The 19,677-nt window shown below is 51.9% G+C and carries 21 protein-coding genes; 4 read left to right on the top strand and 17 right to left on the bottom strand.

The genetic code is table 11. The features are described from left to right. Window positions 1-438 precede the first annotated feature (438 nt). The 8 genes from proX to ACJHYR_RS02580 all read right to left on the bottom strand — a co-directional run bounded on the left by proX (window position 439) and on the right by ACJHYR_RS02580 (window position 8,419). A complete protein-coding gene (gene proX / locus ACJHYR_RS02615; protein WP_001216531.1) occupies window positions 439-1,431 on the bottom strand; it encodes a glycine betaine/L-proline ABC transporter substrate-binding protein ProX in 993 nt (330 codons plus the stop codon). A 57-nt stretch (window positions 1,432-1,488) separates the two neighbouring features. Further along, complete coding sequence (gene proW / locus ACJHYR_RS02610) at window positions 1,489-2,553, bottom strand: glycine betaine/L-proline ABC transporter permease ProW (RefSeq protein WP_000774978.1); 1,065 nt, start codon at window positions 2,551-2,553, stop codon at window positions 1,489-1,491. Further along, entirely contained in the window at window positions 2,546-3,748 is a 1,203-nt protein-coding gene (gene proV / locus ACJHYR_RS02605) for a glycine betaine/L-proline ABC transporter ATP-binding protein ProV (RefSeq protein ID WP_000985490.1), read from the bottom strand. Before proV ends, proW begins: the two co-directional genes overlap by 8 nt. Window positions 3,749-4,104: 356 nt before the next feature. Then, window positions 4,105-5,064: a class 1b ribonucleoside-diphosphate reductase subunit beta gene (nrdF, locus tag ACJHYR_RS02600; protein WP_000777951.1), complete on the bottom strand. Its 960-nt coding sequence runs from the start codon at window positions 5,062-5,064 to the stop codon at window positions 4,105-4,107. A gap of 9 nt (window positions 5,065-5,073) precedes the next feature. Then, window positions 5,074-7,218 carry a class 1b ribonucleoside-diphosphate reductase subunit alpha gene (nrdE, locus tag ACJHYR_RS02595; RefSeq protein ID WP_059327685.1) on the bottom strand — a complete coding sequence of 715 codons (2,145 nt, stop codon included), beginning with the start codon at window positions 7,216-7,218 and terminating at the stop codon, window positions 5,074-5,076. Beyond that, window positions 7,200-7,601: a class Ib ribonucleoside-diphosphate reductase assembly flavoprotein NrdI gene (nrdI, locus tag ACJHYR_RS02590; RefSeq protein ID WP_000080954.1), complete on the bottom strand. Its 402-nt coding sequence runs from the start codon at window positions 7,599-7,601 to the stop codon at window positions 7,200-7,202. The genes nrdE and nrdI overlap by 19 nt, the downstream gene beginning before the upstream one ends. Then, window positions 7,598-7,843, bottom strand: a complete 246-nt coding sequence (gene nrdH / locus ACJHYR_RS02585; RefSeq protein WP_059327686.1) for a glutaredoxin-like protein NrdH — start codon at window positions 7,841-7,843, stop codon at window positions 7,598-7,600. Before nrdH ends, nrdI begins: the two co-directional genes overlap by 4 nt. A 246-nt stretch (window positions 7,844-8,089) precedes the next feature. Next, entirely contained in the window at window positions 8,090-8,419 is a 330-nt protein-coding gene (locus ACJHYR_RS02580; RefSeq protein ID WP_001295174.1) for a DUF883 domain-containing protein, read from the bottom strand. 151 nt (window positions 8,420-8,570) lie between these two features. Here ACJHYR_RS02580 and ACJHYR_RS02575 point away from each other — a divergent pair, with 151 nt between their 5' ends. After that, window positions 8,571-8,915 carry a DUF2002 family protein gene (locus ACJHYR_RS02575; RefSeq protein WP_000281320.1) on the top strand — a complete coding sequence of 115 codons (345 nt, stop codon included), beginning with the start codon at window positions 8,571-8,573 and terminating at the stop codon, window positions 8,913-8,915. A 36-nt stretch (window positions 8,916-8,951) separates the two neighbouring features. Here the strand turns inward: ACJHYR_RS02575 and alaE are convergent, their stop codons facing one another. Further along, on the bottom strand, window positions 8,952-9,401 hold the full coding sequence (gene alaE / locus ACJHYR_RS02570) for an L-alanine exporter AlaE (RefSeq protein ID WP_000492658.1): 450 nt from the start codon (window positions 9,399-9,401) through the stop codon (window positions 8,952-8,954). 667 nt (window positions 9,402-10,068) lie between these two features. On the opposite strand from alaE, the gene stpA reads away from it, so the two are divergent. Then, entirely contained in the window at window positions 10,069-10,473 is a 405-nt protein-coding gene (gene stpA / locus ACJHYR_RS02565; protein ID WP_000115383.1) for a DNA-binding protein StpA, read from the top strand. Between the two features lie 46 nt (window positions 10,474-10,519). On the opposite strand, the gene ygaP is transcribed toward stpA, so the two are convergent. Both ygaP and ACJHYR_RS02555 read right to left on the bottom strand, forming a co-directional pair. Then, the gene (gene ygaP, locus ACJHYR_RS02560) at window positions 10,520-11,044 is read right to left on the bottom strand and encodes a thiosulfate sulfurtransferase YgaP (RefSeq protein WP_001551532.1); all 525 of its coding nucleotides are present in this window, start codon (window positions 11,042-11,044) and stop codon (window positions 10,520-10,522) included. Window positions 11,045-11,053: 9 nt separating this feature from the next. Continuing rightward, the gene (locus ACJHYR_RS02555; protein ID WP_000137280.1) at window positions 11,054-11,353 is read right to left on the bottom strand and encodes an ArsR/SmtB family transcription factor; all 300 of its coding nucleotides are present in this window, start codon (window positions 11,351-11,353) and stop codon (window positions 11,054-11,056) included. Window positions 11,354-11,535: 182 nt separating this feature from the next. On the opposite strand from ACJHYR_RS02555, the gene ACJHYR_RS02550 reads away from it, so the two are divergent. Beyond that, a complete protein-coding gene (locus ACJHYR_RS02550) occupies window positions 11,536-11,694 on the top strand; it encodes a YqaE/Pmp3 family membrane protein (RefSeq protein ID WP_000508177.1) in 159 nt (52 codons plus the stop codon). Between the two features lie 83 nt (window positions 11,695-11,777). Beyond that, the gene (gene kbp / locus ACJHYR_RS02545) at window positions 11,778-12,227 is read left to right on the top strand and encodes a potassium binding protein Kbp (protein WP_000522413.1); all 450 of its coding nucleotides are present in this window, start codon (window positions 11,778-11,780) and stop codon (window positions 12,225-12,227) included. Here the strand turns inward: kbp and csiR are convergent, their stop codons facing one another. The 6 genes from csiR to glaH all read right to left on the bottom strand — a co-directional run bounded on the left by csiR (window position 12,228) and on the right by glaH (window position 19,605). Further along, a complete protein-coding gene (gene csiR, locus ACJHYR_RS02540; RefSeq protein WP_072837439.1) occupies window positions 12,228-12,890 on the bottom strand; it encodes a DNA-binding transcriptional regulator CsiR in 663 nt (220 codons plus the stop codon). 20 nt (window positions 12,891-12,910) lie between these two features. Beyond that, window positions 12,911-14,311 carry a GABA permease gene (gene gabP / locus ACJHYR_RS02535; protein WP_001295173.1) on the bottom strand — a complete coding sequence of 467 codons (1,401 nt, stop codon included), beginning with the start codon at window positions 14,309-14,311 and terminating at the stop codon, window positions 12,911-12,913. 263 nt (window positions 14,312-14,574) lie between these two features. Beyond that, window positions 14,575-15,855 (bottom strand): 4-aminobutyrate--2-oxoglutarate transaminase, encoded by a 1,281-nt coding sequence (gene gabT, locus ACJHYR_RS02530; protein WP_001587337.1) that lies wholly within the window; start codon window positions 15,853-15,855, stop codon window positions 14,575-14,577. A gap of 13 nt (window positions 15,856-15,868) precedes the next feature. Beyond that, the gene (gene gabD / locus ACJHYR_RS02525) at window positions 15,869-17,317 is read right to left on the bottom strand and encodes an NADP-dependent succinate-semialdehyde dehydrogenase (protein WP_000772878.1); all 1,449 of its coding nucleotides are present in this window, start codon (window positions 17,315-17,317) and stop codon (window positions 15,869-15,871) included. Between the two features lie 22 nt (window positions 17,318-17,339). Further along, entirely contained in the window at window positions 17,340-18,608 is a 1,269-nt protein-coding gene (gene lhgO, locus ACJHYR_RS02520; protein ID WP_072837440.1) for an L-2-hydroxyglutarate oxidase, read from the bottom strand. Window positions 18,609-18,627: 19 nt separating this feature from the next. Continuing rightward, complete coding sequence (glaH, locus tag ACJHYR_RS02515) at window positions 18,628-19,605, bottom strand: glutarate dioxygenase GlaH (protein WP_000993114.1); 978 nt, start codon at window positions 19,603-19,605, stop codon at window positions 18,628-18,630. Window positions 19,606-19,677: the final 72 nt, after the last annotated feature.

The following is a 19,677-nucleotide window of genomic DNA, read 5'->3' as shown; positions in this document are numbered from 1 at the left end:
AGGTGATGATTAAGCTGGAAATCAATAATAGCGGATGTTGATGAATATGGGGCGAAAGATAGATTGTTAAAATGTGCGGGTAATGGGGAGAGGGTATTTGAAGGTGAAATATGCCACTAAGGCAAATGTTACGTTCACTTCCAGACTATAGCTACTTTGTCACTATTTTGCTGGTGAACGTGCCAGGGTGGCTCAGTCGCCACCACCCTGGCGACCCAGGCTTTTGGCACAAAATCGCCGCTACGCGGTACATTCGACTTATTTCTTACGGCTATCGGGTACGGGCGCGAGGTAACATCCCTGTAAGACGCGCCCTCGCCGCGCATCCCTGCGCGTCGCCCCGGCCTTCAGAAAACGTCTCATCGATTTTCAGCCGGATTAAAACCATCGCTGCAATTGTTTTACTCACATGAGCATTATCTGCGCGGTTATCAATATTTACTTCTGCGCTGCCAGCGCCTCATTCACCCAGCCATCGAACTGCTGCTGGTGGGCTTTGATCCAGCCATCAACGTGGCCCTGAATATCGCCTTCTGAGGCTTTGCCGTCATGCATAATGGCGTTCTGGGCGTTAATATCTGCCACTGGTAACTGCATAATGGCAAACAGTTTCGCTGCTGCCGGGTTTTTCTCGGCCCAGGCTTTGTTGGCAACGATATGCATGGTACTGACCGGGAAGCCGTAATTCGCGCCATTCGGCAGTTTGGTATCGGCATTTTTATCGCCCGGCAGTGCGGAGAACGGCACCTGCAACCAGACCACATCTTTCCCCGGTTTCAGTTCGTTACTCACCCAGTACGGCGTCCAGGTGTAGTAAAACACCGGCTTACCCTCTTTGTAACGACTGATGGTGTCAGCCATCATCGCTGCGTAGTTCCCCTGATTATGCGTCACGGTATTGGTCAGTCCATACGCGGCAAGCTGGTGGTTGATCGCACCTTCGCAGCCCCAGCCTGGGTTACAGCCGGTTAAATCCGCTTTACCGTCGCCGTTGGTATCGAACAGTTTGGCGATCTTCGGATCTTTAAGTTGCGCGATGTTGGTAATTTTATACTGGTCGGCAGTTTTCTTATCGATCAGGTAACCCTGTGCCGCGCCGTTAACAAATACTCCTTCACGATAAAATTTCTTATCGCCACCGGCAGCTTCGTACATGTTGTCATGCAGTGGCGTCCAGTTCACTGCGGTGAAGGTTGCATCGCCGGAAGCAAGCGAGGTGTAGCCAACGTTGTAATCCACTTCGCTGGGTTTATTGACGGTATAACCTAATTTCTCCAGCGCGCGGCTGACCAGCAGCGTCTGGAAAGTTTCTTCGGTGATGGTGCTCTGAACCGGATTAACAGTAATGCCTTTGCCCGGCAGGTCGGCAGCAAAAGTTTGTGTAGAGATAAGCGTGGCAAACGCTGTCGCAAAAAGTACGCTATGTCGCATTGTTATTCCTTTTTTTGGCAGGGTGATAATGCCCGGCGTCACCGGGCAAGTGCAGAGTTACTTAATGAATGGGCGGGTCAGCAGACCGACAGGGCCAGTGGTGTACCAGCGACGGTTGCCGCGACTGCGTGAGTCGCGCCCAACGGCCTGCGTCAGGCGGTCGAGGATAATGGCGAGGATCACAATCCCGACGCCGCCAACGGTGGCAAGCCCCATATCCAGACGACCGATACCGCGAAGTACCATCTGACCCAGCCCGCCGACGGCAATCATCGAGGCGATGACCACCATAGAAAGGGCCAGCATAAGCGTCTGGTTAACGCCCGCCATAATGGTTGGCATCGCCAGCGGTAACTGAACTTTGAACAGCATCTGGCGCGGGCTGGCACCGAATGAGCGCGAGGCTTCAATCAGATCCGCCGGAACCTGGTTAATTCCCAGAATCGTCAGACGGATAATCGGCGGCAGCGCAAAGATGATCGTCACCACCACGCCCGGCACGTTACCGATACCAAACAGCATGACGATTGGTACCAGATAAACAAACGCAGGCGTGGTCTGCATGGCATCAAGCAGTGGACGAATAATTTTCGCCGCTCGCGGACTTCTCGCCAGCCAGATCCCCAACGGCAAACCGATGACGATACAGAACAGCAGGGCGGTTAACACCAGCGCCAGGGTAACCATGGCCTGCGACCAGGCACCGATTGCGCCGATGGCAATCAGCGAAACCAGCGTCGCCACGCCCATTCCGACCCCGGAAATCTGCCAGGCGATGAGAGCGAAAACGATAATCGCCACCGGCGCGGGCATACCCAGCAGCAGTTGCTGGAAACCGTTGAGGATGTAATCGACCGGAACGCGTACGCCCTGGAAGACGGGACGGAAATGGGTAACGACCCAGTCGATCCCTTCAGTGACCCAACTGTCGAGTGGGATCAGTGTCTTATGGAACGGATCGAGAATGTTAAAATGCTCGACGTTTGGCGCAGGCGTACTGGTCAGCCAGTCAGCGCCACCGCCGTCAGTCGGTGCAGTCGCCGGTGTACCCCAGGCGTCTGCGGATTGTGCAGCACTGTCCGCCGCTGGCGTGGTATCCCACGGATTATTTTGATCAGCCATTATTTACCCCCTCACGATCTAAAGCGCGCAGCAGCATTCCTTTCGAAATGATGCCGACATACTGTTGGTCCTCGTCGACCACGGGCACCGCACAGGGTGCCTGTCCGACATGAGAGAGCAACTCGCTAAGAGGCGTTTGTGCATCGACCGCTAACGGCGCATCAATCAGCGCCGCATCAAGACCTTGCTGCTGCGTTAACGCGGCTTTAAGCGAATCGATAGACACAGCGCCGACAAACTTATTACCGCGTTCGATGACGTAGCCATATTCGCGATCTTCATCCTGCAATAATTTCAGTGCCGAACGCGGGCCGAAGCCGGGGGTTTTACGAATTAAGCCGTTCGGTGTACGACGGGCAATATCTTTCGCACTGAACACCTGGCTAATATCGACGCCACGGAAGAAGGTACGGACATAATCATTCGCCGGATTATTAAGAATTTCATCCGGTGTACCAACCTGCACCACTTCACCATTTTGCATAATGGCAATTCGGTCACCAATACGCATAGCTTCATCGAGATCGTGGGAAATAAAGACAATGGTGCGCTGATGTTTCGCCTGTAATTTTACCAGCTCATCCTGCATCTCGGTGCGAATTAATGGATCGAGTGCTGAGAAGGCTTCGTCCATTAATAATATATCCGGATTAATCGCTAACGCGCGGGCTAATCCCACACGTTGACGCATCCCGCCAGAGAGTTCATCCGGGTAGCTGTGGGCATAATTTTCCAGCCCGACCTGACGCAGTGCATCAAGGGCTTTTTCCCGGCGTTCTTCGGCATTAATTCCGGCCAATTCCATACCGAACGCAGTATTGTCCAGCACGGTCATATGCGGCATTAAGGCAAAGGACTGGAAGACCATCGCAATCTTTTTTCTGCGCACCTCACGGAGTTCGGCGTCGGATATTTTGGCAATATCCACACCATCAATCAGCACTTGCCCGCGGGTGGGTTCAATCAGGCGATTGAGAAGGCGTACCATTGTGGATTTACCCGAACCGGATAATCCCATGATGACAAATATCTCGCCTTCTTCAATGGCCAGACTGGCGTCTTTTACGCCAAGCGATAGCCCAGTTTTTTCCAGAATTTGTTCTTTTGAAAGTCCTTGTTCGATATATTTGAAAGCTCGCTGTGGATGCTCACCAAATATTTTATAAAGATTTTTAATTTCTAATTTAATTGCCATGCAATAGAAAGATTCCTGTTATTTGTTTATGTCGATACATTACCCAATGGAAATAGTCACTTTTTTCTACCCTAACATACTGAGAATCTGAGGCAACCCCTGATGGCAAATGTGGCATGAATATTGATGTGAGCAAATCGCCGGAATTTCCCATGATATAAGGGCTGAGAGCAAATCGAGAAAAGTTGATATTTTTTGTCAAAGATAGCAAAAAAACGCCTGAATATTGTGGTTTCAGGCGAATAATGCAACAGAGTGTCAGTGTAGATCACCACAAAATATTTGCGTGATAAAAAGCTATTTGGCGGGAATTATTTCCCTGCTGCGGGTAGTGATATTTTTGAAAAATAACACCCTCAGAAATTCCAGTCTTCATCTTCTGTTTCGACCGCTTTTCCCATCACATATGAAGACCCTGAACCGGAAAAGAAATCGTGATTTTCATCGGCATTCGGCGAAAGCGCGGCGAGGATTGCCGGATTCACTTCTGCCATTTCTGCGGGAAATAACGGTTCGTAGCCCAGATTCATCAACGCCTTATTGGCGTTGTAACAGAGAAACGCTTTCACATCGTCAGCCCACGGGGTTTCGGCGTACAGCTCATCGGTGTATTGCAACTCGTTGTCATAAAGTTCCAGCAACAAATCGAAGGCGAAACTCTTCAACTCTTCACGTTGTGCCTGGGAGATCTTTTCCTGGCTTTTCTGATATTTATAGCCGATGTAGTAACCGTGGACTGCTTCATCGCGGATAATCAGACGGATCAGGTCTGCGGTATTGGTCAGCTTTCCGCGGCTGGAAAAATACATCGGTAGCCAGAAACCGGAATAGAACAAAAAAGATTCAAGAAACACACTGGCGATTTTCTTTTTCAGCGGATTATCACCGCGATAATGTTGCTGAATAATCTGAGCTTTTCGCTGCAACGGCGCGTTTTCTTCACTCCAGGCGTAGGCGGCATCGACATCTTTGGTCTGGCACAGCGTCGAGAAAATCGAACTGTAAGAGCGGGCATGAACCGCTTCCATAAAGCTGATATTCGATAATACCGCCTCTTCATGAGGCGTGAGCGCATCGGGCATCAGCGAAGGCGCGCCGATAACATTTTGCAGCGTGTCGAGCAGCGTCAGGCCAGTAAAAACGCGCATCGTCAGTTGTTGTTCTACGACACTTAATGTCTGCCATGCAGGAATATCGTTCGACAGCGGCACCTTTTCTGGTAGCCAGAAATTGCTGGTCAGGCGATTCCACACCTCCAGATCTTTATCGTCAGATATCTTGTTCCAGTTGATGGCGCTGATACGTGAGAGTTTCATAGATATTCCTTAAAGTGCACAGGAGACGCAGCCTTCAATTTCAGTGCCTTCCAGCGCCATCTGACGCAGGCGGATGTAGTAGAGCGTTTTGATACCCTTGCGCCAGGCGTAAATCTGCGCTTTGTTGATATCGCGAGTGGTGGCGGTATCGGGGAAAAACAGCGTCAGCGACAGCCCCTGATCGACATGGCGAGTCGCTTCCGCGTAGGTGTCGATGATCTTTTCTGCGCCGATTTCGTAAGCGTCCTGATACAGCGCCAGATTTTCGTTAGTCATAAACGGGGCAGGGTAGTAAACGCGTCCTGTTTTGCCCTCTTTGCGTATCTCTACTTTCGCCACAATCGGATGAATACTCGACGTAGCATGGTTGATATAAGAGATAGAACCGGTTGGCGGCACCGCCTGAAGATTCTGGTTGTAAATGCCGTAGCGCATCACGTCGTCGCGCAGCTGCGCCCACATCTCACGGGTAGGTAACGTAATACCGCTACGGGTAAACAGTTCGCCAACTTTCGCCGTTTTCGGCTGCCAGTTCCCTTGCAGATATTGGCTAAAATATTCACCACTGGCATAGCGTGACTGTTTGAACCCGGCGAAGGTTTCACCGCGTTCGCGCGCCAGCAACATCGAGGTACGCAGTGCGTGCCAGGTGATGGTATAGAAATAGAGATTGGTGAAATCCAGTGCTTCCGGCGACCCATAAGCGATGCCTTCTCGCGCCAGATAGCCGTGTAAATTCATCTGCCCCAGTCCGATGGCGTGTGAGGCGGCATTTCCGGCTTCGATGGACGGCACGCTGCGGATATGACTCATATCTGACACCGCCGTTAAACCGCGCACGGCAGTCTCTACCGTGCGGGCAAAGTCGGGGGAATCCATGGTGTGGGCAATATTCAACGAACCTAAATTGCAGGAAATATCATGGCCTGTGCGGGCATAGTCGAGATTCTCGTCATACTCTGAGGCGCTGTTAACCTGCAAAATTTCTGAGCAGAGATTGCTCATATTTATGCGCCCGGCGATAGGGTTAGCACGGTTAACCGTGTCTTCATACATGATGTAGGGATAGCCGGACTCAAACTGGATTTCTGCCAGTCGCTGGAAGAAATCACGGGCGTTGAGGTATTTTTTGCGGATGCGTTCATTGGCAACCAGTTCGGCATAGTGTTCACTGATGGCGATATCAGCAAACGGCTTGCCATAAACCCGCTCAACGTCATAAGGCGAAAACAGTGCCATCTGCGCATTCTCTTTTGCCAGATGGAAAGTGATATCCGGGATCACCACGCCCAGCGACAGTGTTTTAATGCGGATTTTCTCGTCGGCATTTTCCCGTTTCGTATCGAGAAAACGCAGAATATCGGGATGATGGGCATGTAAATAGACTGCGCCAGCACCCTGACGCGCGCCGAGCTGGTTGGCATAGGAAAATGCGTCTTCCAGCATTTTCATCACCGGAATCACGCCAGAAGATTGATTTTCAATACGTTTAATTGGCGCGCCCGCTTCCCGCAGATTCGACAGCAAAAATGCCACGCCGCCGCCGCGTTTCGACAGTTGCAGTGCGGAATTTACCGCCCGGCCAATCGACTCCATATTGTCTTCAATACGCAGTAGAAAACAGGAAACCAGTTCGCCGCGCTGCTGCTTACCGCAGTTGAGGAATGTCGGCGTGGCTGGCTGAAAGCGTCCTGACAGCATCTCATCAGTGAGCTGCGCCGCCAGTGTTTCATCGCCTTGTGCCAGCGTCAGCGCCACCATCGTGACGCGATCGGCAAAATCTTCCAGATAACGCTTACCGTCGAATGTCTTCAACGTATAGCTGGTGTAAAACTTCCATGCTCCGAGGAATGTCTGGAAACGAAACCCGCTGGCGTGCGCGTGGGCAAACAGCGTAATGACAAAATCGCGAGAGTAGCGATTAAGGACACTTTCATCATAGTAACCTTCGTTAACCAGCCAGTTCAGGCGCTGCTGCTGGCTACTGAAGGCCACACTGTTCGGACGCACATGCGTCGCAATAAAGGCGTCAACGGCCTGGCGGTCTTTATCGAACTGAATGCGACCTGCGCTATCGTAAAGGTTAAGCATCGCATTCAGAGCGTGATAATCCATCGTTTCCTGCGTCAGGCGTTCTACGGTTGTCGTTGCCAAAATTCGGTTACTCCTTTACGAACGTTTTCGATATCGCTTTGCGTACCCATGAGTTCAAAGCGGTACAGCCACGGCACGCCGCATTTCCGGGCTATCACATCTCCGGCGCGGCCATACGCCTCACCAAAGTTGCGATTACCCGAAGCAATAACGCCGCGCAGCAACACCCGGTTGTGCTCGTCGTTTAAAAAGCGAATGACCTGTCGTGGCACTGCGCCAGCCGTACCGCCGCCGCCGTAAGAGGGCACGATCAGGATGTAAGGCTCGTCTACCTGAATCCGTTCCCGCTCATTGAGCGGGATGCGCACCGCGGGCAGTCCTAAACGTTCGATAAAACGCTGCGTATTTTCGGAGCTACTGGAGAAGTAGACGAGCTGGCTCATGCACTGGCCGCGTGTGGTGCTGGATGCAGACGGTTGATCATGTCCGGGCGGAAACCAGACCAGCTAAGATCGCCAGCAATCACTACCGGCAACTGACGAAAGCCCTGAGCACGCAGCACTTCCGCCGCTTCAGGAACGCGATCGACATTAATCATTTCAAAGTCAAAGCCCCGGGTTTCCATCGCCCGTTTGGTGGCGTGGCACTGAACGCAATCGTTACGAGTGTAAATAGTAATGCGCATGATTCGTATTTCCGTTTAAAATGAAGATACGGCGCGATGATACGCGTCGGGTTGTCTCTCTGTTGATACAGAGATACTAGATGTAGTTGAAAAAAGATTCAACCACACAATATATAGCAAATAGTGGTCGAAATTACCCTGGGTATGAGCGTGACGGGGTAGGGGGATTTTTGTGATTCACCAGGCAAAAAGAAACCCCGAAGCCAGGCTTCGGGGTTAAAGACGCGTATTTATTATCATGTTGCACTACGATTTGCGCATGCTTAACAGTGCGCCGATAAAAATACCTACCGCAGCTGCTGTACCCACGCTACACCAGGGTCTTTCACGAACAAAAGAATCCGCGCAGCCAACGGCATCGCGCGCGGCTTGCTGGACGCGAGTACGACCATGCATTCGCGCCCTGGTTTCTTTCAGTAGAGCCTGCGCTTTACTGCGTGCGGCTTCAGCTTCCCCTTTAGCGTCGCTGCCCCAGGACTTCAATACAGATTCGAGGCTATCAGCTAATTGATTGACATCATTCTGGATATCCTGCACGCCATCATCAACGTCGTTGCGGTTCGGTCGGTTAAACATATGATCCCCCATTAGAATTCGATGTAATTTTCAGTGTAGACCATAATTTTCTTAACTGAGGTTCATCGCGGCTTTATGGACTTTTCTGAAAGCGTTGTGAATGCGCAATCAGGTAAGGTAGGCCCGCGGTTGATAATAACGAGGATCAAATATGTATTTACGACCAGACGAGGTGGCGCGCGTACTTGAAAAAGTCGGTTTTACTGTCGATGTGGTAACCCAGAAAGCGTATGGTTACCGCCGTGGGGAAAATTATGTCTATGTTAATCGCGAAGCGCGAATGGGACGTACCGCCCTGGTGATTCATCCAACATTAAAAGAACGCAGTTCAACACTGGCTGAACCCGCTTCCGATATTAAAACTTGCGATCATTACCAGCAATTTCCGCTCTATTTAGCGGGTGAACGTCATGAGCATTACGGTATCCCGCATGGCTTTAGTTCGCGTGTTGCGCTTGAACGTTATTTGAATGGTTTATTTGGCGAAGCCAGTTAAAGACGCGACTGGCGATGCCAGTCGCGAAAAGAAGGGTCAGGCTTTTACCTGCTGGTAACGGCTGACTTTAAACAGTCGGCGGCAATAATCGAGGAAGTAGCCATAAACCGCCCCCATCAACATCGAAACAACGATGTTTGAACTGACCGCCGCCATAATCTGATGCCAGTCTGCGCCCACCACTAACAAGATCGCCACATACACCGGTGACTGGAACGTCACATAAGCCATGATATCCGCCAGATTTTTTATCCAGCCCGACGGGCTAACTTTGCGTGCTGCGCGCATAAACAGATCGCGGTACATACCGTATGGCCATGCAATTAAGATGTTCACCGGAATCGCTACCAATCTGGAATAAAAAGATTGTTCGAAGCTCATTCCGGAGAGGAAAACTTCAATACACATGTTCACGACAGAACAGTAAACAACCATCGCGAACGTATCTGCAACTGCATGACGCAAGCGTGACTGCGGTGAGAACATGCTAATGCTCCTTAATAAAAGCGTAATGGGATGTTAATGGAGATGAAAGCAGTGGATCTCATTGTCATCTGCATTTTCGCATAGCGTATATCGCTGGCTATGACTAATCAATTAGTTAAAAATTTTTATTTAATCTGTTTTTGTAGATAAAATATTCCGTAACAGCGCGTTTTTTGTACATTGTGGATTTTTACATGCCGATATGATTTATTTTTAATTAAATCAATTGGATATGTGTTTACCTTTATTATCACTCATGAAGGTTTGGGGGTGAGGTAACGCTATAAGCGTAGAGAATTCGGTGTATGTCGTGACCGGGTCATTTTCAGCATTTTTTATGCCAGAAAATGTACATTGACAGCAGAAAGCACCAGTGAGGGGTGTTTCCATTTATTCGGTTAAATTGCATTTTTATTCATTTTTGTTTTGTCAGGCTTGCGGAATTAGCGAGCAGAGAGCGCCGCTCTGCTCACAAATAACCGAAATTACTCATCAAAATGGCTAATATATAATCTTGAAATTATTCTGAGAGTTTCAGAAAATAACAGCTGAAATAATCTCGCGCAGGACTGTAAATAGATTAAATTTTGTGGAAATATAATAAGTGATCGCTTACACTACGCGACGAAATACTTTTTTGTTTTGGCGTTAAAAGGTTTTCTTTATTATGTCCGTAATGTTACAAAGTTTAAATAACATTCGCACCCTCCGTGCGATGGCTCGCGAATTCTCCATTGACGTTCTTGAAGAAATGCTCGAAAAATTCAGGGTTGTCACTAAAGAAAGACGTGAAGAAGAAGAACAGCAGCAGCGTGAACTGGCAGAGCGCCAGGAAAAAATTAGCACCTGGCTGGAGCTGATGAAAGCTGACGGAATTAACCCGGAAGAGTTATTGGGTAATAGCTCCGCGGCCGCCCCACGCGCTGGTAAAAAACGCCAGCCGCGTCCGGCGAAATATAAATTCACCGATGTTAACGGTGAAACTAAAACCTGGACCGGTCAGGGCCGTACACCGAAGCCAATCGCTCAGGCGCTGGCAGAAGGTAAATCTCTCGACGATTTCCTGATCTAATTACTGAGGCCGGATGCCGCCGCTATGGCGCGTCCGGCGTCGCTTCTCAAGCTCGTTGGTTCCACGGCATCTTATCTAACAACCTTGCCATCCCACAAAAACCGCTAATTCCTGCAAACAGTAACCCGGCACCAACAAAGCCGCTTAATAAGAAGAAACCGCTATTTACGGTATAACCGAGTATAACGCCGATTAATATTAAACCACCCGCAGCGATCTGCACCTGGCGCATTAACGGCAAGGGTTGAGATTTATTTACCGCTACTGGTAATCCTGCTTTTTTCCAGCCATCAATCCCATCTTCGAGTAAAAAGATTTCTGCGGGGGCGGCAATCGCTGCTAATTTATCGGCGTTATTACTGGTGCGTTTACCTGCCTGGCAGTGGAATATAATTTGCTCGTGACGTAATTTAGCCGGAAGACCTGACTGTTCCAGCACGGATAATGGAGCCAGATCTGCTTCAGGAATATGCTCACGAAGATATTCATCAGCGTCACGAATATCGATTAACTTTGCGCCGCGTGCGATTAATTCTTGTGCATCATGCGGCGAAATGGTTGTCAAAGCCATAGTGACTCCTTACGGACAATAGACATTTTTCAGGGTGGCGATAATGGCATTTACCGCCTCATTTTTAATGGAATATAGAATGCGTTGGGCATCCCGTTGGCTGTCGATAAGCCCTTCGTCCCGCATACGAGCGAGATGCTGTGATGTTGCAGAGGCACTTAGTCCGGTAATGCGCGTCAGCTCTCCCGCACTGGTGCCGGGAGAACCGCTAAGCATGCACAGAATCAGCAACCGTTTAGGGTGGCTCATTGCTTTCAATAAGGCCGCTGCCTGTTCGGCACTGGCCTGTAATTGCGCGAGTTCAGTCATAGTTATTTAAGCATTTTCTAAATTAAGTAAACTCTAAACTAAAAATATAACATATGCCAGCATCAGCAGCGTAAATGAGAGTAAAAGCGTAAGCTGAAACTGGCAGGCTCCGCTAAAATTACTACGCTTAAGAGATAAAATCTCTTTTTAAACAATGAGTAATTTTCTTATAGGGAGTACATATGGGTTTCTGGAGAATCGTCATCACCATCATTCTGCCGCCGCTCGGCGTGCTGCTCGGTAAAGGGTTCGGTTGGGCGTTCATTATTAATATTCTGCTGACACTGCTTGGGTATATCCCCGGTTTGATTCACGCTTTCTGGGTGCAAACCCGCGATTAAACCTGTGTTCACCCCCGCGGCGTTAACGCGCCGCGTTCCTCTGCTACACTTTCTGAGTGTTTCCGTTAACGAATGAGGTAGCTATGGGTCTGTTCAATTTTGTGAAAGATGCCGGAGAAAAACTCTGGGACGCGGTTACAGGTCAGCACGATAAAGACGATCAGGCGAAGAAGGTGCAGGAGCATCTGAACAAAACCGGTATACCTGATGCCGATAAAGTGAACATTCAAATCGCCGACGGCAAAGCGACGGTCACGGGTGACGGCTTAAGTCAGGAGGCGAAGGAGAAAATCCTTGTTGCGGTGGGGAATATTTCCGGTATTGCCAGTGTCGATGATCAGGTGAAAACGGCGACACCAGCCGCTGCCAGCCAGTTTTATACCGTTAAGTCTGGCGACACTCTTAGCGCCATTTCTAAACAGGTCTACGGTAACGCCAATCTGTACAATAAAATCTTCGAAGCGAATAAACCGATGCTGAAAAGCCCGGATAAAATTTACCCGGGGCAAGTGTTGCGTATTCCTGAAGAGTAGTTAATTGCCAGCCATCGCCTGCTGGATAATGGGAATTGGCGTCAGTAAATGCTGGCGCATTAACTCACTGGCGCGCGCGGTATCTCGCGCCAGTACCGCCGCAGTCAGGGTCTGGTGCTGATCGTGTTTATCCTCCAGCATCTCCACCGAAAGCACTGTTCGCCGCAGCCAGATAAATCGATAGCGCGCCGCCAGATCAAACAACCGTTCACGCATTTGCAGCAAATAGTGAGAACCACAGCCCGCCACAATTGCCGTATGAAACGCCTGATGACGCAGATCCCACTCATCAAGCATTTTCTCACTGGCGTCACAGGCCTCCAGCTTACTGAGCAGATGCGCTTTTGCGAGAACGTCTGCCTCCCATTCATCGCCACCGCGGGCAATCGCCAGACTGACCAGCATCGCTTCCATATTGGCGCGGGCGTCGAAAATATCGAGCAGCTCCTGCTCTGACATAGACGCCACCCGATACCCTTTTTGATTCACCACCGTGACCATCCGTTCCGCCACCAGTTGCGAAAGAGCTTCCCGTAACGGCCCAACGCCAAGTGCATAACGCGATGTCAGCAAACTCATCCGTAATTTTTCATCCGGTTGAAAATTACCGCGAATAATATCGTTCTTCAGCCAGCGATAGCCATCCAGAGACGTAATGGTCATGGTGTGACTCCTGATCATTATCAGCGCGTATTATGAACGGGTGTTTTTTGCCACAATACCAGCTTTTTCCAGCGAGCCATAATTGGCACGGTACAGATAATCCCTATCGCTAATAAGCCGGTGGAGATCACTTCTAACTGTTGCGCCGGGCGGAATAGCATCACTACCAACACAAAGGTAATAAAGCCGATTACCAGCCAGGTGAGCCACGGATAAAGCCACATCCGCAGGCGAATTTCGCTTCCTTCTGCTCGCAGAATTTTGCGCATCCGCAATTGTGAAACGGCGATGACTAAATAAACCAGCAGGGCGATAGCGCCGGAGCTGTCGATCAGGAATTTAAACACTTTCGCAGGCGCGTAATAATTCACCACCACCGTTAAAAATGCCGCTCCGGTCGAGAGTAATACCGCCACATACGGGGTTTTACTGCGGTTGATTTTACCCATTACCGCGGGAGCATCACCGCGACGGCTTAAGGAGTAGAGCATTCTGGAAGCGGTATACAGCGCCGAGTTCAGGCAACTGGTTACGGAAAGTAATATCACGCAGTCCATGATTAATTTCGCATGGGGAATATTGAGCAACTCCAGAACCGAGCGATAAGATCCAACGGCTTTCAGCCCCGGCATATTCCACGGTATTAATGCCACGACGACAAAAATAGAGCATAAATAGAAGATAGAAATACGCCAGATAACCGAGTTGGTGGCGCGGACAATATGTTTTTCCGGCGTGTCAGATTCCGCGGCGGCAATGGTGACAATTTCTGCGCCCATAAACGAGAACATGGTGATCAACATCGCGCTTAATACCGCGCCGAAGCCGTTGGGCATAAAGCCGCCGCTATCCCACAATCTTGAGATCCCGCTCACTTCGGCATAAGGGTAAAAACCGCTAATTGCGACTGCACCAAGGAAAATAAAGGCCAGGATAGCGATGACTTTGCACAGCGCCAGCCAGAACTCAAATTCGCCGTAGTTTTTAACGCTTAATAAATTACTGCCAGTTAAGGCGAGGGTAATGACGAGGGAAAATAACCAGATGGGAATGCCTGGAACCCACGAGTGCAGGATCATGGCGGCGATGTTGGCTTCCAGTGGGATAACCAGTACCCAAAACCACCAGTACAGCCAGCCGATGGTATAACCCGCCCAACGGCCAATAGCTTTATCGGCATAGGTGGAAAACGAACCCGTGTCGGGCGTGGCAACCGCCATTTCCGCCAGCATCCGCATGATCATAACCACCAGTAATCCGGCGAACAAATAGGCCAGTAATACCGCCGGGCCCGCTTCGGCGATGGCGACGCTGGAACCGACAAACAGACTTGCGCCGATAACACCGGCAATAGACAACATGGTGACGTGGCGTGACTTCAGCCCGCCGCCTAACTCATGTGGTTGCGATGATTGCCCCATCCTGAATCCTCTCGAAAGTGTGTCACTTGGGAGAGCGCCCCGACATTTCCCGCGTCGGGTCACGCGTTTAATTGTTATTGATTCTTTTTGCCGGAGAGCGGCTCCGCCTTACCCGACCTGGATTCTCGTAGGCCGGACAAGACGCAAAGCGTCGCCTCCGGCATGGTGCGCCGAATGTCGGATGCGGCGTAAACGCCTTATCCGACCTACATTTTCGTGGGCCGGACAAGACGCGCAGCGTCGCCTCCGGCATGGGTGCGGTGCTACTGCTTCGCCTCATCAAAACACTGGCTGATGATCTCCAGACCCTGACGGATCTGAGCGTCTTCAATGGTGAGCGGTACAAGGATGCGCAGCACGTTGTAATACGGGCCGCAGGAGAGAAGAATCAGGCCCTTATCGCGGGCGCGCGCCACGATCTCGGCGGTGAGTTTTGCGTCCGGATTGCTGTGATCGCCATCTTCAAACAGCTCGATGGCGATCATCGCTCCCAGCCCGCGTACGTCGCCGATCTCCGGGTGTTTTTCGGCTATCGCCAGCAATCCGTCTTTCAACTTCTGCCCCAGATCGTTGGCTTTTTGCAGCAGATTTTCCTGCTCAAACACTTTTAACACTTCCAGCGCCGCTACGCAGGCAATCGGGTTACCGGCATAGGTGCCGCCCAGACCGCCTGGAGCGACGGCATCCATCACTTCCGCGCGCCCGGTGACGCCCGCCAGCGGGAAACCGCCCGCGATCGATTTCGCAAAGGTGGTGAGATCTGGTGCCACGCCCATCTGCTCCATCGCAAACAGCGTGCCGGTACGCCCCGCGCCGCTCTGCACTTCATCGGCAATAAGCATGATCCCGTGCTCGTCACACAGAGCGCGTAAACGCTGCATAAAGGCTGGCGTCGCGGCGTAGAAACCGCCTTCGCCCTGAACGGGCTCAATCACGATGGCTGCGATATCTTCCGGCGCGGCGTCATTTTTAAAGATCCGGTGGATGCTGGCGATAGCGTCATCTTCACTGATGCCGTGCAGCGGGCAAGGATAAAGCGCGCGATAAACATGGCCTGGCATCAGCCCCATACCCGCAGAGTACGGATTTACCTTGCCGGTCAGCGCCAGCGTGTAGTGCGTACGCCCGTGATATGCACCGCTAAAGGCGATGGTCCCGCTGCGTTTGGTGGCGGCGCGGGCGATTTTCACCGCGTTCTCCACCGCTTCAGAACCGGTCGTTACCAGCAGCGTTTTTTTGGCGAAATCTCCCGGCACCTTCTGATTCATAATCTCGCACAGCTCCAGATACGGTTCGTAAGCCAGCACCTGGAAGCAGGTGTGCGACAGCTTTTTCAACTGCGCTTCCACCGCCGCAACCACTTTCGGATGCAGGTGCCCGGTATTGAGCACCGCAATGCCGCCCGCGAAATCAAGATACTCACGGCCTTCAACGTCCCACACCCGGCAGTTTTCCGCGCGGTCAGCGAAAATGGGGTGAATTTGCCCAACGCCACGAGGAACTGCCTGACTACGGCGCTGCATTAACTCTTTATTGCTGCTCATTCGCGTTCTCCAGTTAAAGACCGATGCACATATATTTGATTTCTAAGTAATCTTCGATGCCATACTTCGAACCTTCACGACCCAGACCCGAGGCTTTAATGCCGCCGAACGGGGCCACTTCATTGGAAATAATGCCAGTATTAATGCCGACGATGCCGTACTCCAGCGCCTCGCCCACGCGAAAGACGCGGCTTAAATCACGGGCGTAGAAATAGGCGGCAAGGCCAAACTCGGTGTCATTGGCCTGCGCAATCACATCGGCTTCATCTTTAAAGCGGAATAGCGGGGCAAGGGGGCCGAACGTCTCTTCTTTCGACACTTTGGCGTTGGCCGGAACGTCCACCAGAATGGTCGGCTGGAAGAAGTTGCCGCCGCGTTCATCCGCTTTACCGCCGCAAACCACACGCGCACCTTTCTCCAGTGCATCGGCAATATGCTCTTCCACTTTTGCTACCGCTTTTTCATCAATCAGCGGCCCGATGGTGACGCCATTCTCCAGCCCGTCGCCGATGTGCAGTTTGCTCACCGCCTGCTGTAATTTTTCGGCAAAGCGGTCATACACGCCGTCCTGCACGTATAAACGGTTGGCGCAGACGCAGGTTTGCCCGGCGTTGCGGAATTTCGAGGCCAGTGCGCCTTCCACGGCTTTGTCGAGGTCGGCATCGTCAAAGACGATAAACGGCGCGTTGCCGCCCAGCTCCAGCGACACTTTCTTGATGTCTTTCGCGCACTGTTCCATTAACTGGCGGCCAATTTCGGTCGAGCCGGTAAACGACAGCTTGCGCACCAGCGGATTGCTGGTCAGTTCGTTACCGACCGCGCCCGCCGAACCGGTGACCACGTTAAATACGCCAGCCGGAACGCCTGCGCGAATCGCCAGCTCCGCCAGCGCCAGCGCAGAGAACGGCGTCTGACTGGCGGGCTTCAGCACCATGGTGCAGCCTGCCGCCAGTGCCGGACCGGCTTTGCGGGTAATCATCGCCGCCGGGAAGTTCCACGGCGTGATAGCCGCGGTGACGCCAATCGGCTGCTTGATAACAATCAGGCGTTTATCGGCCTGATGACCAGGAATGGTGTCGCCATAAATGCGTTTGCCTTCTTCGGCAAACCACTCAATAAAGGAGGCGGCGTAGCTAATTTCGCCTTTCGCTTCAGCCAGCGGTTTGCCCTGTTCTAGGGTCATCAGGCGCGCTAAATCGTCCTGATGCTCCATCATCAAATTGAACCAGTTGCGCAGAATGGTGGCGCGTTCTTTGGCGGTGAGCGCACGCCAGGCGGGCAGAGCGCGGTTGGCGGCGTCGATAGCGGCGCGGGTTTCATCAGCGCCCATTTTGGGTACGCTACCCAGCTTGTCGCCGTTCGCCGGATTGGTGACGTCGATGACCTCGCCATTGTTGGCGTCCAGCCATTCCCCGTTAATCAACGCCTGCTGGCGGAATAAGTTACTGTCGTTAAGTTTCATTGTTACGTCCTGTTTTCAAAGGTTATTGATTAAATGCGGCGTGTAAGGCATCCACACTACGTGCCGCTCGCAGCGTGCGTCCGGGGTTACTCTGGCTTGCCAACAGCGTTTGTACCTTGCTGACAATATGCGCACCAATAGGAATTGCTGATGTCGCTGCCGGGGAGGGCGCATTGCAGGTGTGGAGCGTGCGCGGGGTGGTGACAAACAGAAAATCGTCAATCAGCTTGCCGTCCGGCGATACCGCCTGCGCCCGCACACCGGCGGGCCAGGGCTGGAGATCGCTTAACGAAAGCCGGGGACAATATTTTTGCACCAGCCGCAGATAGCCGCTTTTGCACAGCGAGTTTTTCATCTCGCCCAATCCTGAGCGTAGATGGTTTTGCAGCACCTGGCGAATCCCCGACGAGCCTAAAATCTCCAGCGTGTCACTAAACGAGAAATCGCGCTTGCGATAGCCTTCGCGTTTAAAAGCCAGCACCGCGTTTGGCCCGACGGTCACGCTGCCATCGATCATGCGGGTGAGATGCACGCCCAAAAATGGCATCGCGGGGTCGGGAATGGGGTAAATCAGGTGGTTAACAATCTGGTTATGCTCCGGCGCAAGGCGGAAATACTCGCCACGGAACGGGCAGATAATAAAGCCCGGTTCGAGGCCGAGCATTTTCACCAGCCGGTCAGCCATCAGCCCGGAACAGCTAATCAGCGTCGATGCTTCATATTCACCGCCCTGACGGGTACGTATCACCACGCCGTTTTTATGCTCACTGAGGGCGCTGACTTCGGCGTTATAAATAATCTCGCCGCCTCTGGCCTGGAAGATTTTTGCCATCGCCGCCGTCACTTCGCGATAGCTGACAATGCCGCTGGACGGCACAAAAATGCCGCCGAGCCCGGTGATATTCGGTTCACGCTCGCGCAGCTCCTCGGCGTTTAACCACTCGCGCTCGATACCGTTCGCCGCCGTGCGTTCCCACAACGCGCGCATCCGTTCCATTTCGAGTTCAGAGGTGGCGACCAGCATCTTGCCGCAGTTGTCATAGCGAATGCCGTTTTGATCGCAAAAGGCTTTGGTGGCGCGGTTCCCCGCCAGGCAAAACTGCGCCTTTAGGCTGCCGGGCGTGTAATAGACCCCGGCATGGATCACGCCGCTGTTGTGACCCGTCTGGTGACAGGCCGGGCCGGACTCTTTTTCCAGCAACGCAATGCGGGCATCCGGATAGACATCAATCAGTTGCATGGCGGTCGACATGCCGATGATGCCGCCGCCAATAATCACAAAATCATACATCCGCTCAATTCCTTTGCGCTTACTGATGCGTCTGGTAGTGGTTAGTGGCGTAAGCGAAATAGCCACGCTGACGCATCAGTTCACGGCGCAGATCCGGGTGCGGAGTAAAGCGGTCGCGACCGTGCAGCCAGAACAGGTTGTTTATCAACAGGAATTTGCCAACGGGAACGGGTACAGAAAGAATGCCTTTGCTGGTTTCAATGGCATCGGAAAGCTCGCTCAACCACACGCCTTCTTCAAAATCTTTTGGCTGGACGAACTGGTCGATATAACGCATCACCGGGCGACCCTGTTGATCAACGTCGAACACTGGATGGAAAACATCTTTGCTGACGTTTTTGCTCGGCGGCGCGGCAAAGCGCATCGGGCGACGCGCCAGCGGGTGGCGGAAATAGTGGTCCAGATGTTCCCAGTCATCGAGATGCAGCAGCAACGAATTTCCACCCTGCATGTTCTGCTCGTCGATTTTCATCATCAGCACATAGTCGGTGATCTCTTCGACGTAGGTGCCGTCGTTGTGCAGCTCCATTACGCGGTGCGGCTGACGCAGATAGCTGTCTGAGTTATCGACATTTTTCACCACGAATCGCGCGTAATACTGACCGCTCATCGCATCGAAATTTGAGCGACCAATCAGATGCGCTACCGCCGTTGCCAGCTTCACCATCTCATCCGCTTGCTTCACATCATCGACACCTACCGCATTGATCAACAGCGCACCTTCAGCACGGTTTAGCAGGGTCTTCAACAGCAATGGTTGCAGCTGGTTCGCACACAGATCGTCAAGAATTTTGCCTACCCGAAAACGCAGAAAAGATTTGTACTCCAGCGCCTGCACGGGCCATTCGGCAACCTGTTCGAGAAACTGTTTGGTCGTCTGTTCGGTGAAGGTGAGTTCCAGCAGACGCGGGGATTGCGCCGACGGGATGAGAGTGAATCCGCTATAGTCCTGGCCTGAATCGACAGCGTTGTTTTGTACGGCGGTCAGTGCATTCATCAGAAGCGATCCTCTTATGAGATGTAGGGTGACATGGCGATGCTCATTTCGTAGCCATAATCTAAAAATATC

The organism is Escherichia sp. WS1450, from assembly GCF_046487395.1.
Classification (GTDB): Bacteria; Pseudomonadota; Gammaproteobacteria; order Enterobacterales; family Enterobacteriaceae; genus Escherichia; species Escherichia coli.
This window is presented reverse-complemented; position numbering and strand designations above follow the sequence as displayed.

Bases quoted from the DNA above. Each gene is read 5' to 3' on its own strand.
- proX (WP_001216531.1), bottom strand. From the start codon at position 1,431: ATGCGACATAGCGTACTTTTTGCGACAGCGTTTGCCACGCTTATCTCT.
- proW (WP_000774978.1), bottom strand. From the start codon at position 2,553: ATGGCTGATCAAAATAATCCGTGGGATACCACGCCAGCGGCGGACAGT.
- proV (WP_000985490.1), bottom strand. From the start codon at position 3,748: ATGGCAATTAAATTAGAAATTAAAAATCTTTATAAAATATTTGGTGAG.
- nrdF (WP_000777951.1), bottom strand. From the start codon at position 5,064: ATGAAACTCTCACGTATCAGCGCCATCAACTGGAACAAGATATCTGAC.
- nrdI (WP_000080954.1), bottom strand. From the start codon at position 7,601: ATGAGCCAGCTCGTCTACTTCTCCAGTAGCTCCGAAAATACGCAGCGT.
- nrdH (WP_059327686.1), bottom strand. From the start codon at position 7,843: ATGCGCATTACTATTTACACTCGTAACGATTGCGTTCAGTGCCACGCC.
- ACJHYR_RS02580 (WP_001295174.1), bottom strand. From the start codon at position 8,419: ATGTTTAACCGACCGAACCGCAACGACGTTGATGATGGCGTGCAGGAT.
- ACJHYR_RS02575 (WP_000281320.1), top strand. From the start codon at position 8,571: ATGTATTTACGACCAGACGAGGTGGCGCGCGTACTTGAAAAAGTCGGT.
- alaE (WP_000492658.1), bottom strand. From the start codon at position 9,401: ATGTTCTCACCGCAGTCACGCTTGCGTCATGCAGTTGCAGATACGTTC.
- stpA (WP_000115383.1), top strand. From the start codon at position 10,069: ATGTCCGTAATGTTACAAAGTTTAAATAACATTCGCACCCTCCGTGCG.
- ygaP (WP_001551532.1), bottom strand. From the start codon at position 11,044: ATGGCTTTGACAACCATTTCGCCGCATGATGCACAAGAATTAATCGCA.
- ACJHYR_RS02555 (WP_000137280.1), bottom strand. From the start codon at position 11,353: ATGACTGAACTCGCGCAATTACAGGCCAGTGCCGAACAGGCAGCGGCC.
- ACJHYR_RS02550 (WP_000508177.1), top strand. From the start codon at position 11,536: ATGGGTTTCTGGAGAATCGTCATCACCATCATTCTGCCGCCGCTCGGC.
- kbp (WP_000522413.1), top strand. From the start codon at position 11,778: ATGGGTCTGTTCAATTTTGTGAAAGATGCCGGAGAAAAACTCTGGGAC.
- csiR (WP_072837439.1), bottom strand. From the start codon at position 12,890: ATGACCATTACGTCTCTGGATGGCTATCGCTGGCTGAAGAACGATATT.
- gabP (WP_001295173.1), bottom strand. From the start codon at position 14,311: ATGGGGCAATCATCGCAACCACATGAGTTAGGCGGCGGGCTGAAGTCA.
- gabT (WP_001587337.1), bottom strand. From the start codon at position 15,855: ATGAGCAGCAATAAAGAGTTAATGCAGCGCCGTAGTCAGGCAGTTCCT.
- gabD (WP_000772878.1), bottom strand. From the start codon at position 17,317: ATGAAACTTAACGACAGTAACTTATTCCGCCAGCAGGCGTTGATTAAC.
- lhgO (WP_072837440.1), bottom strand. From the start codon at position 18,608: ATGTATGATTTTGTGATTATTGGCGGCGGCATCATCGGCATGTCGACC.
- glaH (WP_000993114.1), bottom strand. From the start codon at position 19,605: ATGAATGCACTGACCGCCGTACAAAACAACGCTGTCGATTCAGGCCAG.